Annotated in this window: 12 protein-coding genes; 9 read left to right on the top strand and 3 right to left on the bottom strand. The window is 64.7% G+C overall.

Features of this window, described 5'->3' with window-relative positions; all coding sequences use genetic code 11:
* Positions 1-75: 75 nt before the first annotated feature.
* Positions 76-1,137, bottom strand: a complete 1,062-nt coding sequence (speB, locus tag MAFF_RS20115; RefSeq protein ID WP_044548674.1) for an agmatinase — start codon at positions 1,135-1,137, stop codon at positions 76-78.
* Positions 1,138-1,346: 209 nt separating this feature from the next.
* On the opposite strand from speB, the gene gcvA reads away from it, so the two are divergent.
* The 8 genes from gcvA (at position 1,347) to MAFF_RS20075 (ending at position 10,318) form a co-directional block, all read left to right on the top strand.
* Positions 1,347-2,321, top strand: a complete 975-nt coding sequence (gene gcvA / locus MAFF_RS20110) for a transcriptional regulator GcvA (protein WP_010912789.1) — start codon at positions 1,347-1,349, stop codon at positions 2,319-2,321.
* 134 nt (positions 2,322-2,455) lie between these two features.
* A complete protein-coding gene (gene pncB / locus MAFF_RS20105; RefSeq protein WP_010912788.1) occupies positions 2,456-3,760 on the top strand; it encodes a nicotinate phosphoribosyltransferase in 1,305 nt (434 codons plus the stop codon).
* A gap of 197 nt (positions 3,761-3,957) precedes the next feature.
* Entirely contained in the window at positions 3,958-5,400 is a 1,443-nt protein-coding gene (locus MAFF_RS20100; RefSeq protein WP_044548671.1) for a hypothetical protein, read from the top strand.
* Positions 5,401-5,555: 155 nt separating this feature from the next.
* Complete coding sequence (locus MAFF_RS20095) at positions 5,556-6,878, top strand: ABC transporter substrate-binding protein (RefSeq protein ID WP_010912786.1); 1,323 nt, start codon at positions 5,556-5,558, stop codon at positions 6,876-6,878.
* Between the two features lie 158 nt (positions 6,879-7,036).
* Entirely contained in the window at positions 7,037-7,918 is an 882-nt protein-coding gene (locus MAFF_RS20090) for a branched-chain amino acid ABC transporter permease (protein ID WP_010912785.1), read from the top strand.
* A complete protein-coding gene (locus MAFF_RS20085) occupies positions 7,915-8,877 on the top strand; it encodes a branched-chain amino acid ABC transporter permease (protein WP_010912784.1) in 963 nt (320 codons plus the stop codon). Before MAFF_RS20090 ends, MAFF_RS20085 begins: the two co-directional genes overlap by 4 nt.
* A complete protein-coding gene (locus MAFF_RS20080) occupies positions 8,874-9,599 on the top strand; it encodes an ABC transporter ATP-binding protein (protein ID WP_010912783.1) in 726 nt (241 codons plus the stop codon). The genes MAFF_RS20085 and MAFF_RS20080 overlap by 4 nt, the downstream gene beginning before the upstream one ends.
* Positions 9,596-10,318, top strand: coding sequence for an ABC transporter ATP-binding protein (locus MAFF_RS20075; protein WP_010912782.1), 723 nt, complete (start codon positions 9,596-9,598; stop codon positions 10,316-10,318). Before MAFF_RS20080 ends, MAFF_RS20075 begins: the two co-directional genes overlap by 4 nt.
* On the opposite strand, the gene MAFF_RS20070 is transcribed toward MAFF_RS20075, so the two are convergent.
* Together MAFF_RS20070 and pncA are read right to left on the bottom strand one after the other, a co-directional pair.
* Positions 10,319-11,728, bottom strand: a complete 1,410-nt coding sequence (locus tag MAFF_RS20070) for a sodium:proton antiporter (protein WP_010912781.1) — start codon at positions 11,726-11,728, stop codon at positions 10,319-10,321.
* Between the two features lie 49 nt (positions 11,729-11,777).
* On the bottom strand, positions 11,778-12,392 hold the full coding sequence (pncA, locus tag MAFF_RS20065) for a bifunctional nicotinamidase/pyrazinamidase (RefSeq protein ID WP_010912780.1): 615 nt from the start codon (positions 12,390-12,392) through the stop codon (positions 11,778-11,780).
* Between the two features lie 297 nt (positions 12,393-12,689).
* Here pncA and MAFF_RS20060 point away from each other — a divergent pair, with 297 nt between their 5' ends.
* Complete coding sequence (locus MAFF_RS20060; RefSeq protein WP_044548669.1) at positions 12,690-13,553, top strand: FAD binding domain-containing protein; 864 nt, start codon at positions 12,690-12,692, stop codon at positions 13,551-13,553.
* The last annotated feature ends 55 nt before the right edge of the window (positions 13,554-13,608 follow it).

Raw genomic sequence — 13,608 nt, 5'->3', positions numbered from 1 at the left:
TCCCCTTCTGGAAGCTTTTGATTGTTTGAGGCGGCTACCGGCTCCAGCGCGGCGGCCGCCTTTTCGTTTCAGGTGTCAGGCTCCCTTGCCCGTGATGGCCGGGCTGAACACCATCAGGCTCAATATCTCGAACAACACCTGGGCGCCGGCATGCGCGGTGTTGGTGGTGGCGTCGTATTGCGGCGCCACCTCGACGACGTCGCCGCCGACGATGTTGAGGCCCTTGAGGCCGCGCAGCAGCTCAAGCACTTCGCGCGTCGTCAGGCCGCCGACTTCCGGCGTGCCGGTGCCCGGCGCGAAGGCCGGATCGACGCTGTCAATGTCGAAGGAGACGTAGGTCGGGCCGTCTCCGACGATCTTGCGCGCCTTCTCGATGATGGCGGGAATGCCGAGACCGGTCACCTCCTCGGCGTGCACCACGGTCATGCCGGACTCGTAGGTGAACTCCCAGAGGTATTCGGCCGAGCCGCGGATGCCGATCTGGATGGTGCGCGTCGGGTCGAGCACGCCGTCGAGCACCGCGTTGCGGAACGGGCCGCCGTGGTGGAACTTGGTCATGTCGAACAGGCCACTGGTGTCGCAATGGGCGTCGATGTGGATGAGGCCGACCGGCGCCTTCTTGCCGACGGCCTTCAGGATCGGATGGCTGATCGAATGGTCGCCGCCGACCGAAAGCGGAATGACGCCGGCATCGACGATCTGGTTGGTGCGGCGCTCGATGTCCTCATGGCTGGTCTCGAGCCGGTAGCGGCTGCGGAACGGCGTATCGCCAATATCGGCGACGCGAAGCTCGTGCGTCGGCGCGCATTCCAGCACGTGGTTGTAGGGGCCGATGCGCTCGATGGCGCGCAGCGCCCTCGGCCCGAAGCGCGAACCGGGCCGATTGGTGACGCCCAGATCCATCGGCACGCCGATGATGGCCACCTGCAAGTCGCCGAAATTCGGATTTTCGGCAGCGATTTCGCGATAGGGCGCGGCGAGGAAGGTCGGGATGCCGGAATAGGGCGCCAGTCTTGTGCCGCTCTTGGAGAAGATCTTGTCGGCGACCTTGCGGAATTTCGGGTCGAACATCTCGCCGCCATGGCTCTCGCCATATTTGCGACGCAACGCGTCGAGCTTGCCGCGATCGTAACCCATATCCGCTCCTCCTGGGCTGATGCAGTGCGGCCGTCGGCGATCTCAAACGAACTGACCGTCATCCGGCCGGGTCGCTGTCCCGCTGGCTGCCTGCAGATTTCACGTCTTGGTGTATTTCGAGCCGAAGTGTCCGGCAGCCCGATTGAAAAAGCAATTGATATTGTTAGGGTGTTTTCTGTGAGAAAATCTCACAAAGAAGTCGAGCATCCATGGTCACGCGCCTGCCACCCCTGAACCCGCTGCGCGCCTTCGAGGCAACGGCGCGCCATGGCTCTCTGACCAAGGCGGCGAGTGAGTTGAATGTCACGCATGGCGCCGTCAGCCACCAGATCAAGGCGCTGGAGCAGTCGCTCGGCGTCAAGCTGTTCGAGCGTATCGGCCAGCGGGTCAGGCTGACCCCGCATGGCGCGGAGCTGCTGCCGGCGGTATCGACCGCCTTCGACGGCATCGCCGCCGCGACGCAACGGCTGACGCGGCCGGCAAGCAGCGGCGCGCTGTCGGTGTCCTGCGTGCCGGCATTGCTGCTTTTGTGGATGACGCCGAGGCTGGGCAGCTTCACCGCGCAATATCCCGACATCCAGCTGACGCTGATCCCCTCCAACGACCCCAAGGATATCCGTGCGCCGCATATCGATGTCTGCGTGCACTATGGCGATGGCAGCTGGGCGGATTGCTGGATGCGGAAATGGTCAGGCCTCGAACTGTTTCCCGTGGTCAGCCCGACCTTGATCAACAACCGGCCGATCCGCAGCGTCAGGGACCTTGCCGACCATGTCTTCCTGCATGGCGACGACGGCCGCGAATGGCACACCTGGCTGGCGGCCGCCGATGCGCTGGACCTCGAGCGCGGTCGCCGCCATCATCTGGGCGACGCGCGCATGGCGGCCGAGGCCGCTGTGCACGGCCACGGCGTGGCGCTCGGCGACTCCGTGACGGCAAGCGCGCTGCTGGCCAGGGGCATGCTGGTCGCGCCGTTCAGCCTTTCGGTGCCGGCGGTCGACGATTTCTATGTCGTCTGCCGCAATGAGATGCGCACGACGCCGATCGTGCAGGTGTTCATCGACTGGCTGTTCGCCGAGAAGGCCGGGGATGACGGCCGCGCCGACGCCCCGGTCGCCGGCCGTATCATCAGCCGCCGCAAGCGTCCGCAACTCAAGGTCATCGGTGCAAAGACGGCGGGCTGAGGCCGGCTTCTCATGGCCATGCGCAGGCCGTTCTTTTTGTCGGGCCAGCCTGAAAGCGGGCAGCGCTTTGGCCAATTCGATGCTATGAGGCCTGTCGCGATTGTGGATGGCAGGCAGCGAAGGCGGCAGCAAGCATGGCAAGAACCGATATAGCGCGGCGTGTCTACAACCACACCTGGAAGCTCGACCCGATCGTGCGCAGCCTGCTCGACACGGACTTCTACAAGCTTTTGATGCTGCAGATGATCTGGGGCATGTACCCAAAGGTCGATGCCACCTTCTCGCTGATCAACCGCACCACCTCGGTGCGGCTTGCCGACGAGATTGACGAGGGCGAACTGCGCGAGCAGCTCGATCATGCCCGCACCTTGCGCTTCTCCAAGAAGGAGATGATCTGGCTCGGCGGCAACAATTTCTATGGCCGCAAGCAGATCTTCGAACCGGAATTCCTGGCCTGGCTGGAAGGTTTCCGGCTGCCGGACTACGAGCTGTCCAAGCGTGACGGCCAGTATGAGCTCTCCTTCAGCGGCCCGTGGATGTACACCACGCTGTGGGAAATCCCGGCGCTCGCCATCATCAACGAACTGCGCTCCCGGGCCGCCATGCGGGCCTTCGGCCCCTTCGCGCTCGATGTGCTCTATGCCCGCGCCAAGGCCAAGATGTGGGCCAAGACCGAGCGGCTGAAGGCGCTGCCGGGCATCCGCATTTCCGATTTCGGCACGCGCCGCCGGCATTCCTTCCTGTGGCAGCGCTGGTGCGTCGAAGCGCTGAAGGAAGGCATAGGCGAGGCGTTCACCGGCACCTCCAACGTGCTGCTTGCGATGGACAACGACCTCGAAGCGCTCGGCACCAATGCGCATGAGCTGCCGATGGTGTTTGCAGCCCTTGCCAATTCGGAGAAGGAGCTGAAACAGGCTCCCTACAAGGTGCTGCAGGACTGGCAGCGCTACTATGGCGGCAACCTCCTGATCGTGCTGCCCGACGCTTTTGGCACCGCCTCCTTCCTGCGCGACGCGCCGGACTGGGTGGCCGACTGGACCGGATTTCGCCCCGACAGCGCGCCGCCGATCGAGGGCGGCGAAAAGATCCTGTCCTGGTGGCGCGAGAGGGGCAAGGACCCGAAGCAAAAGCTGCTGATCTTCTCCGACGGTCTCGAAGTGGAAACCATCGAGGAGACCTACCGCCACTTCAAGGGCAAGGTGCGCATGTCCTTCGGCTGGGGCACCAATCTCACCAATGATTTCGAGGGCTGCGCGCCGACCGAAACCAACAGCCTCGACGCCATATCGCTGGTCTGCAAGGTGACGGAAGCCAATGGCAGGCCGGCGGTGAAGCTGTCCGACAATCCCGCCAAGGCGACGGGGGACGAGAAGGAAATCGAGCGGTATCTCAGGATTTTCGGCGAGAAGGACCGGGTGGAGCAACTGGTCAAGGTGTGAGGTGACCGGTGCTTCCGGCATCGCCATACGAGACGGCAAAGTTGGATAGGCGGAGTTCTACGGCGCCCCCCTCTGTCCTGCCGGACATCTCCCCCAAGAGGGGGGAGATTGGCTGTCATCTCCGCTTTCGCCAATTTTCAGCGTCGCAAGAAAGGCGCCGATCGCGCGAACTGCCGATCTCCCCCCTCGTGGGGGAGATGTCCGGCAGGACAGAGGGGGGCGCCGTAGAGCGCTTTCCTGCGAGAGTTGCGCTCCTATACCCCATCGCCCTACTCGCCCTCCTCCCCACCCCCGCCTTCGCCCACGCCTCCGATCGGGGCCACGTCCTCCTGCTCCCAACCGGCTACTACCTGATCGGCGGCGCGTTCGCCGTGGCCATCAGCTTCCTCGTGCTGGCGCTGCTGCCAGCGGCTTCCCTCGACCGTTTCTGGCGCCGGCGCCTGCCGCTGTTCACCCTCGGCGACAGTGCCCGCGCCGCCATCAGCCTGATATCCTTTGCCGGCTTCGCAACTCTCATTGCCGCCGGCTTTTTCGGCAGCCGCGACCCGCTCTCCAACCCGCTGCCGCTGGTGATCTGGACGCTGCTGTGGGCTGGCATCACGCTTCTGCAAGGCGTTTTCGGCGATCTCTGGTCGTGGCTGAACCCTTGGGTTGGACCGTGGCGTCTCGTCTCGCGCCCGCTCGGCACAGGCGACGGGGGATCTTGGCGCCTCCCCAGATGGCTCGGCTGCTGGCCTGCCGTCATCCTGTTCTTCGCCTTTGCCTGGTTCGAACTCATCGATCCGGCGCCTGACGACCCGGCACGGCTCGCCTTTGCCGCCGGCCTCTACTGGCTGTTCGCCTTTCTCGCCATGCTGGTGTTCGGCTATCGCGGCTGGAGCCGCAGTGGCGAGTTCCTGACCGTCTTCTTCTCGATGGTGGCGCGTTTCGCGCCGATCGAGCGCGACGAGAATGGCCGGCTTGCGCTGTGCTGGCCGGCCGCCAAGCTGCTCGCGGGGGAGCCGCTGCCGCCCAGCGGCATCGCCTTCCTGCTGCTGGCCCTGTCCTCGGTCTCCTTCGACGGCTTGTCGAAAACCTTCTTCTGGCTTGGCCTGTTCGGCGTCAATCCGCTCGAATTCCCTGGCCGCACGGCGGTGATCGGCAGCGGCACTTTTGGGCTCGTTCTGACATTCGTGCTGCTGGCGGCGGTGTTCCTTTTCGCGGTCTGGCTCGGCCAGCGCCTGGCCGGCAGCGGTCCGCCGCTCAGCCAGGCCGCGGGACTGCTGGTGTGGTCGATCGTGCCGATCGCGCTCGCCTACCATGTCGCGCACTATCTGACAGCGCTGCTGGTCGGCGGCCAGTATGCACTAGCCTCGCTGTCCGACCCGTTCGCGCAGGGCTGGAACCTGTTCGGCACCGCCGACATGCCAATCGAGGCCGGCATCGTCGCCGGGGCGGAGTCGGCCTGGTGGCTGTGGAACATCCAGGCCGGCGCCATCATCCTGGGCCACGTGCTCGCAGTCCTCGTTGCGCACGGCTTTGCCTGGCGCCTGCATCCACAGCCAACCCGCGCCGCGCTCAGCCAGTTTCCGCTCACCCTGCTGATGATCGCCTACACCGTCTTCGGCCTCTGGCTGCTTGCCACGCCAACGGTTGGATGAGAAAAGGGCGGCCCCGATGTCGTTGGGGAAAGCTCGCTTGCCACATCGGGGCTTTGGTGATTTAGTTTGTACACATGCAATTTTCCGCATCCTCCGAGCGAGGATGCCGAACCCGCCTTATCGTTGGTCAAGACTGAAAAAACAGGGGAACGAACATGGCTGACAAGAACGGATTTTTCGACCTCTCCAAGACTGGCCTCATCTCCAAGACTGGCCTTACCCGCCGCACGGCTCTGAAGGGCCTGGCGGCGACCGCCGGCCTCGCCGTGGCGCCCGGTTTCGTCCGCTATTCCCAGGCGCAGAGCTCGGCGCCGATCAAGATCGGCTTCCAGTCGCACCGCACCGGCATCGGCGCCGCCTATGGCCGCTGGTACGAGAAGACCACCGCTGCCGCCGTCAAGGCGATCAACGCCGCCGGCGGCATCAACGGCCGTCCGGTCGAGGTCATCATCGAGGATGACGGCACCGATCCCGGCCGTGGTGCGGAAGTGGTCGGCAAGTTCGCCACCCAGCACAAGACCGACATCGTCTTCGGCACGCTGTTCTCGCATGTCGTCATCGGCTCGGCGCCTGCCGCCGGCGAGGCCAAGATCCCCTACTTCGTCGTCAGCGAAGGCCACCACGTCGCCTCGACCAAGCTCAATCGCTATGTCTTCCAGCCCGGCATCACCGACGTGAAGAGCCAGATCCAGTCGATGGCGCCGTGGATCGCGGCCAATGCCGGCAAGAAGGTGACGCAGATCTTCCCCGATTTCGCCTTCGGCTACGATCACCGCGACTACCTGCCGCCGGCGCTGAAGGCGCAAGGCGCCGACGTCATCGCGCAGATCGCCATCCCGCCTACGGAATCCTCCTTCACCAAATATTTTCCGCAGATCCCGCCGGAGACCGAGGTGATCTACCACGTCATGGTCGGCCCGGCGGTGCTTACCTTCGTCAAGGAACTCGGCGAGTTCTACGGCTCCAACCGGCCGCAGCTGTTCGGCTTCATGGATTCGCTGGAAGCCACCGACATCAACAGCCCCGGGCTGGAATTCCTGGATGGCAGCCATTTCTGGGAGGGTTCGCCGCGCTATGCGCAGGCCGATGACAGCGCCGCGCAAAAAGCCTATCGCGCCGCCGTCGGCATCGACGACAATGGCGCGGCCGTCGGCGATCCCAAGGACGTCTCCACCGCGTCGCACATGTTCGGCTGCTGGGAGACGCTCTATGTCGTCAAGAAGGCCATGGAAGACGCCGGCTACAAGGGCCCGGAAGACCGCGCCAAGCTGGTCGAGGCAACCGAGGCGCTGACCGCCTTTGCCGAAGGGCCCGAGCATCCGCAGGGCGCGAAAACCTTCAACGGCAAGATCCACCAGTGCTTCGGCATACAGAACATCTCCAAGGTCGAAGGCGGCAAGCTGAAGGTGGTGCACAAGACCAAGATCGAGGACGGGCTTTACGAAGCCGAGGGCGATTACACGACGCAGGCGCTGTGAGGCCTCACCCTCCCCCTTGTGGGGAGGGTCGGCGAACAGGCTTCGCATTTGCGAAGCCGGTGAGACGGGGTGGGGGCTGCGACGGCCCATGCCCCACCCCCCACCCGACCGCTTCGCGGTCACCCTCCCCACGAGGGGGAGGGTAAGGGCCCCCCTGAATGCACTTCGGACCGCATCTCCTCCTTGCCGCCCTCGAAGGCCTCGTCACATCAGCCGTGCTGGCGCTGACGGCGCTTGGACTGTCGCTGGTGTTCGGCGTGATGCGGGTGGTCAACGTCGCGCATGGCGAGTTCTTCATGCTGGGCGCCGTGCTCGCCTGGGCAATCACATCAGCAATCGGCGGCCATCCGGCGCTCGGCTTCCTAGCGGCGCTGGTGATCGCGCCGCTGATCGTCGGTGCCATTGCGCTGGTCGCCGAACGGCTGGTGTTGCGCCGGCTGAACTACAATCCGGAAGCCACCATCGTTGCCACCATCGGCATGCTTTACATCATCCAGCAGCTGGCACTGAGCTTCTATGGTCCCGAAGCGCGGCCGGTGGAGCCGCCGTTCAGCTACCGCATCCTTTTGCCGTGGTTCGGCTATTCCGGCTACAAACTGTCGATCATTGCCGCCTCGGCGCTTCTCTTGATCGCTACATGGCTGGTGCTGACGCGCACCAGGATCGGCCTGATCATGCGCGCCACGCAGTATGACAGCGAGACGGCGCAAGCTTTCGGCATTCCGGTCGACCGCGTCTATGGCGGCGTCTTCGCGCTCGGCGCCATGCTGGCGGCGATCGCCGCGGTGCTGATCGTGCCGATCAGCCAGGCGCATTACCTGATGGGGCAGGATCCGCTGCTCTTGTCCTTCATCGTCGTCATCATCGGCGGCCTCGGCTCGCTGCGCGGCACCGTCGTCGCCGCCGTGCTGATCGGCCTGTCCGACGGCATCATCTCGATGTTCTTCTCGCCGACCTTGGCCAAGATGATCGCCACGCTGCTGGTCGCCATGGTGCTGGTGTTCCGCCCGCAAGGCCTGTTCGGGACGGCAGCGCGATGAGCGAAGCTTCGCCGGCAAAGGCTTATGCGCTGCATCTCGGCGTCATCGCGCTGCTCTTCGTGCTGAGCTTCGTTCTGCCCGAATACTATCACGGCCTGCTCGCCCGCATCATGGTGCTGGCGGTGTTCGCCATGGGCTACAACATGCTGTTCGGCTATGTCGGCCTGCTCAGCCTCGGCCATGCCATGTTCTTCGGCGCCGGGCTTTACGGCGCCGGCCTTGCCATCATCCAGCTCGGCTGGGGCGTGCCCCTGGCCTTCCTCGGCGGGATTGCCAGCGGCGCGGTTCTGGCGCTGGTGATCGGCCTGCTGGCGTTGCGCGCCACGGGCGTCGCCTTCATGATCGTCACCATGATGTTCGCGCAGGTGTTTTATCTCCTGATCCTCTACTTCGCGGCATGGACCGGCGGCGATCAGGGCCAGGTCGTGCCGCAGCCGGCGCGCGCCCTCAATCTCGGCGCAACCTCGCTCGACCTCACCAACCCGACCGTGCGCTACATGAGCGCGCTCGTGCTGTTCTCGCTCGTGCTTCTGCTCACGCTGGCCGTCGTCCGCTCTCGCTATGGCCGCGTGCTCGTCGCCATCCGCGAGAATGAGGAGCGCACCAAGATGCTGGGCTACGACACCTTCTCCAACAAGCTCATCGCCGTGGTCGTCTCCGGCACGATCTGCGCGGCGTCGGGTGCCGCCTATGCGCTGCTGTTCGGCTATGTCGGCTCGAGCTTCGCGTCGGTGCAGTATTCGATCCTGCCGCTGCTGTGGGTCTTGCTCGGCGGTGCCGCCACGACGCTAGGGCCGCTGATCGGCACCGTCTTCATGTACTATGTCATCGACGTCTCCAGCGGCTACACCTCGGCCTATCTCCTGATCGTCGGCATTGCGCTCATCCTGCTGGTGCTGTTTTTCCCGAAAGGCATTCTCGGCAGCATCCGCCAGCGCTGGCTCGGGTGGCTGCCATGACGCCGCTTTTGGCCACCAAGGGCCTGTCGCGCAATTTCGGTGGCCTTCGCGCCGTCGACAGCGTCGACTTTACCTTGATGCCCGGCGAGATCCGCGCCGTCATCGGCCCCAACGGGGCGGGGAAGACCACCTTTGTCAGCATGGTCAGCGGCCGCATCCAGCCGTCTTCGGGAGCAATCGTCTTCGATGGCGCCGACATCACCAGCCTGCCGGCCTATGTCAGGGTGCGCCAAGGCATCGCCTACACGTTCCAGATTACCAGCATCTATGCCAACCTGTCCGTTTACGCCAACGTCGCGCTGCCCGTGCAACTGACGCTGCGGCACGGGCCTTCCAAGAGCGCGATACAGGCCGCTGTCATGACGGCGCTGGAACGCACCGGGCTGGCCGACCGCGCCCATATGCCGGCCGGGCAATTGTCCTATGGCCATCAGCGGCTGCTGGAGGTGGCGATGGGCCTGGCGCTGAAGCCGCGCCTGCTGATCCTCGACGAGCCGACACAAGGGCTGGCCGACAGCGAGATCGACAATTTCATCGTGCTGGTGCGCGACATCGCCAGCAGCGCCACGGTGCTTCTGATCGAACACAACATGCCCGTCGTCATGCAGCTCGCCGACCGCATCACCGTCTTCAACGCCGGCAAGATCCTGGCCGAAGGCACGCCCGAGGCGATCCGCGAAAACGCGGCGGTGCAGGAAGCCTATCTGGGGACCGCCCCATGATTGAAACGAACAAGGTCGAAGCATTGCGGATCGCCGGACTGGACTGCTTCTATGGCGAGGTCCAGGTGCTCTACGGCCTCGACCTCGTGCTGAACAAAGGCGAGGTGCTGTGCCTGTTCGGCCGCAACGGCGCCGGCAAGACGACGACGCTGAAGGCGATCATGGGCCTGCTTCCTTCAAGCGCCGGCTCGATCAAGCTTGCCGGCCAGGAATTGACCGGCCTGCCGGCGCATGAAGTGCCGAAGGCCGGTGTCGCCTATGTGCCGCAAGGCAGGCGGCTGTTTGCCGAGATGACGGTGGCGGAGAACATCGAGATCGGGCTGATGGCGCGCCGCAAGGGCAAGGCCGTGCGGGAAACCGTCCTCGACCTTTTCCCGTTGCTGCGCCAGCGGCTGCGGCAGCGCTCGGGCACGCTGTCGGGCGGCGAACAGCAGATGCTGGCGATGGCGCGTGCACTTTGCCTCGAACCGCAGGTGCTGTTGCTTGACGAGCCGACAGAAGGGCTGATGCCGTCGATGATCGCCAAGATCCGCGAGACGGTGGCTAAGCTGCGCGAGATGGACGTCTCGACCATCCTGGTGGAACAGCGGGTCGACGCGGTGCTGTCGGTCGCCGACCGCGTCTCGTTCATCGAGAACGGCCGCAACCGCGAGACGGTGGATGTCGAGGAATTGCGCGCCGACCCATCGGCGGTCAGGCGCTATGTCGGCGTTGGCTGATCAGCCGAAAAACAGAAAACCCGCGATCAAGAAGGTCGGGATCAGCACCAGCCCGGACCACAGCATGTAGCCGAAGAAGCCGGGCATTTCCACGCCGCGCTGCCTGGCGATGGCGTAGACCATGAAGTTGGGCGCATTGCCGATATAGGTGTTGGCCCCCATGAACACCGCTCCCGCCGAGATAGCGGCAAGGGTCGAGGCGAATTCGGTCATCAGGTGGTGTGGATCGCCGCCGGCAAGCTCGAAGAACACCAGATAGGTCGGTGCATTGTCGAGGAAGGACGACAGCGCTCCGGTCAGCCAGAAATAGGCGAGGTTGTTGGGCGTGCCTTGCGCCGAGGTGACGAGCGCGACCAGCGGCGCCAGCGCGCCCTCGTGACCGGCCCTCAGGATGGCGATGACCGGCACGATGCAGATGAAGATGCCGGCAAACAATTTCGCCACTTCGGCGATCGGCCCCCAGTTGAAGCCGTTCGCCTCGCGGTATTCCTTGCGCGAAACCGCCAGTGACACGAAGGCAAGCGCCAGGATGATGGCGTCACGCACCAGGTTTTGCAGTTCCAGCGTCACGCCTTGAATGGAGAAGGACACACCAGGCTTCCACGTCGCCGACAGCAGGATGGCGCCGATGACGCCGGCCAGCAGCGGAATGTTGGGCAGGCCGCGAATGCGAACCTTCGAATCCGGCGTCGGGTCCTTGATCTTCGGCGCGCCTGCCTCGCGCCGGTGCAGGATGATGTCGATGGCCAGGAACACGGCCAGCACCAGGCCGCCGACGAACAGCGTCTCGCGCCAGAGGTTGGCGGTCGTCCAGAAGAAGTCGACGCCGCGCAGGAAGCCGACGAACAGCGGGGGATCGCCGAGCGGCGTCAGCGAGCCGCCTATGTTGGAGGCCAGGAAGATGAAGAAGACGACGACATGGGCGTTGAACGGCCTGGCGTCGTTGGCGCGGATGATCGGCCGGATCAGGATCATCGAGGCGCCCGTCGTGCCGATGACCGAGGCGAACAGCGCGCCGACCAGCAGCAGCCCGGCATTGACCAGCGGCGTGCCGTGGATGTTGCCGGCGACCAGGATACCGCCCGAAATGGTGAACAGCGCAAACAGCAGGATGATGAAGGACATGTATTCGGTGAGCAGCGCATGCAGCACCGCCTCGGTCGCCTGGGGGATCCCGAAGGCGAGCGCCAGCGGCACGACAACCAGTGCCGCCCACAGGGCCGCGATCTTGCCGTAATGATGCTCCCAGACATGGTGGAACAGCAGCGGACCGGTGGCGATCGACAGCAGCAGACCGGCAAAGGGCAGCGCCCACCACAGCGACATCGCGGCGCCGGGCAGCGCGTGTTCCTCGGCCGCGACGGCCGCGTCCGGAAACAGCATGGCGAAGGCGATGGCCGAACCCGCCATCACGCCTGCACTCATCCGCGAAAAGTCCCCCTGCCGCCCCACCTTCCGTTCAGTCCGACAAATGGTCTTCGAGCGCCACGCCGGCATCGCGCATGCGCCGCAGCATGGCTTCGAGCGAGCCATTGAGATCGATGCCGCGGCAGGCGTCGAGCCGCACGGTGGTCTTGAAACCCTGGCTGACGGCGTCCAGCGCCGAAAAGCCGACGCAGAAATCGGTCGCCAGCCCGACCAGGGTGACGGTGTCGATACCGCGCTCCCTGAGGTAGCCACCGAGGCCGGTCGGCGTCGTGTGGTCGTTCTCGAAGAAGGCCGAATAGCTGTCTATATCAGGGCGAAAGCCCTTGCGGATGACGAGCTCGGCCTTGGTCCAGGCAAGGCCGGAATGGAAATCCGAGCCGAGGCTGCCCTGGATGCAATGATCCGGCCACAAGGTCTGCTGACCGTAGGGCATTTCGATCATGGTGAAGGGCTGCGCGCCCGGATGGCTGGAGGCGAAGCTCGAATGGCCGGCGGGATGCCAGTCCTGCGTCAGCACGACATGGTCGGTGCGCCGGATCATGTCATTGACCAGCGGCACGATCTCGTCGCCGCCGGTCACGGCCAATGCGCCGCCCGGGCAAAAGTCGTTCTGCAGGTCGATCACAACAAGCGCTTGGTCGGCCATTGGGCCTCCTTCTTCTCTGCGTTGGGCTCAGGCTCCAGTAGAAAGATGCCGCTGATGCGACCGGAGGCAGAAACTTGACCAGATGGCCGGCCGCGTCAACCTCCGAAGGCGTAACAATCTCGTTGCCCGCACCCTGGCAAGCACAACAGCCCAAACTCTGGCTTTGACAATTTCCACCGGCTTGATATCATTTGCATACGAATGAATTTCCGGTTTGCGAACCGGCAAGATCATACCCGGGGTAAACGCCCTGGGAGGGCCATTTCGGGGAAGGCCCACTCTCTGGGAAGGCAAAGCGTGATCCGTTACGCGAAACCCACCACGGTCGACGAGGCGCTCGCTCTGCTTGGCGAGGGCGCCTGGCGCATTCTTGCCGGCGGCACGGATTTTTATCCGGCACAGGGCGCGAAGCCGTTCCGCGACAATGTCCTCGACATCAACGGCCTCGCTGCGCTGCGCGGCATCTCCGAAACGGACGACCACTTTTTCATCGGCGCGCGCACGACCTGGACCGACCTCATCCGCCACCCCTTGCCGCCGGCTTTCGATGCGCTGAAACAGGCGGCGCGCGAGGTCGGTTCGCCACAGATCCAGAACGTCGCTTCCGTCGCCGGCAATCTCTGCAACGCCTCACCGGCCGCCGATGGCGTGCCAGGCCTGCTCGTGCTCGATGCAGAGGTCGAACTGCGTTCGGCGGCCGCGACGCGGCATCTGCCCTTGCCGGATTTCATTCTCGGCAATCGGCGCACGGCCCTGCGGCCTGGCGAAATGGTGACCGCCATCCGCGTGCCGAAGATGGCCGCCGCCGGTGCGTCGGCTTTCGTCAAGCTCGGCGCGCGGCGCTATCTCGTCATCTCCATTGCCATGGTGGCGGCGCGCCTTGTGATCGAGAACGGCAGGGTTGCCGAAGCGGCCATTGCCGTCGGGTCCTGCTCGGCTGTCGCCAAGCGGCTTGGCGGCGTCGAGGAGGCTCTGCTCGGATTGCTTAGGGATGGCGAGCTCGTCAGCGCCATCCAGTCCGCGCCGATGATCGAACTGTCGCCGATCGCCGATGTGCGCGGCAGCGCCGAGTACCGGCTCGACGCTGTGCGCGAGATTGTTGCCCGGGCCGTGCTGACGGCCGCCGGACCGATGAACGATCATATGGTGGCGGCGGCATGAGACAAGCTCAGCCTGACATGAACCAGGTCCTGCCTGAAGTCAGTGAAGCGCTGCC

It is taken from the genome of Mesorhizobium japonicum MAFF 303099 (assembly GCF_000009625.1).
GTDB lineage: Bacteria > Pseudomonadota > Alphaproteobacteria > Rhizobiales > Rhizobiaceae > Mesorhizobium > Mesorhizobium japonicum.
Note: the sequence above shows the minus strand (reverse complement) of the source record. Positions and strands in the feature narration are given on the sequence as shown.

Coding starts and splice junctions, on each gene's coding strand:
- MAFF_RS20100 (WP_044548671.1), top strand. CDS start 3,958: ATGTCCGGCAGGACAGAGGGGGGCGCCGTAGAGCGCTTTCCTGCGAGA.
- MAFF_RS20070 (WP_010912781.1), bottom strand. CDS start 11,728: ATGGCGGGTTCGGCCATCGCCTTCGCCATGCTGTTTCCGGACGCGGCC.
- pncA (WP_010912780.1), bottom strand. CDS start 12,392: ATGGCCGACCAAGCGCTTGTTGTGATCGACCTGCAGAACGACTTTTGC.
- MAFF_RS20085 (WP_010912784.1), top strand. CDS start 7,915: ATGAGCGAAGCTTCGCCGGCAAAGGCTTATGCGCTGCATCTCGGCGTC.
- MAFF_RS20075 (WP_010912782.1), top strand. CDS start 9,596: ATGATTGAAACGAACAAGGTCGAAGCATTGCGGATCGCCGGACTGGAC.
- gcvA (WP_010912789.1), top strand. CDS start 1,347: ATGGTCACGCGCCTGCCACCCCTGAACCCGCTGCGCGCCTTCGAGGCA.
- speB (WP_044548674.1), bottom strand. CDS start 1,137: ATGGGTTACGATCGCGGCAAGCTCGACGCGTTGCGTCGCAAATATGGC.
- MAFF_RS20080 (WP_010912783.1), top strand. CDS start 8,874: ATGACGCCGCTTTTGGCCACCAAGGGCCTGTCGCGCAATTTCGGTGGC.
- MAFF_RS20095 (WP_010912786.1), top strand. CDS start 5,556: ATGGCTGACAAGAACGGATTTTTCGACCTCTCCAAGACTGGCCTCATC.
- pncB (WP_010912788.1), top strand. CDS start 2,456: ATGGCAAGAACCGATATAGCGCGGCGTGTCTACAACCACACCTGGAAG.
- MAFF_RS20090 (WP_010912785.1), top strand. CDS start 7,037: ATGCACTTCGGACCGCATCTCCTCCTTGCCGCCCTCGAAGGCCTCGTC.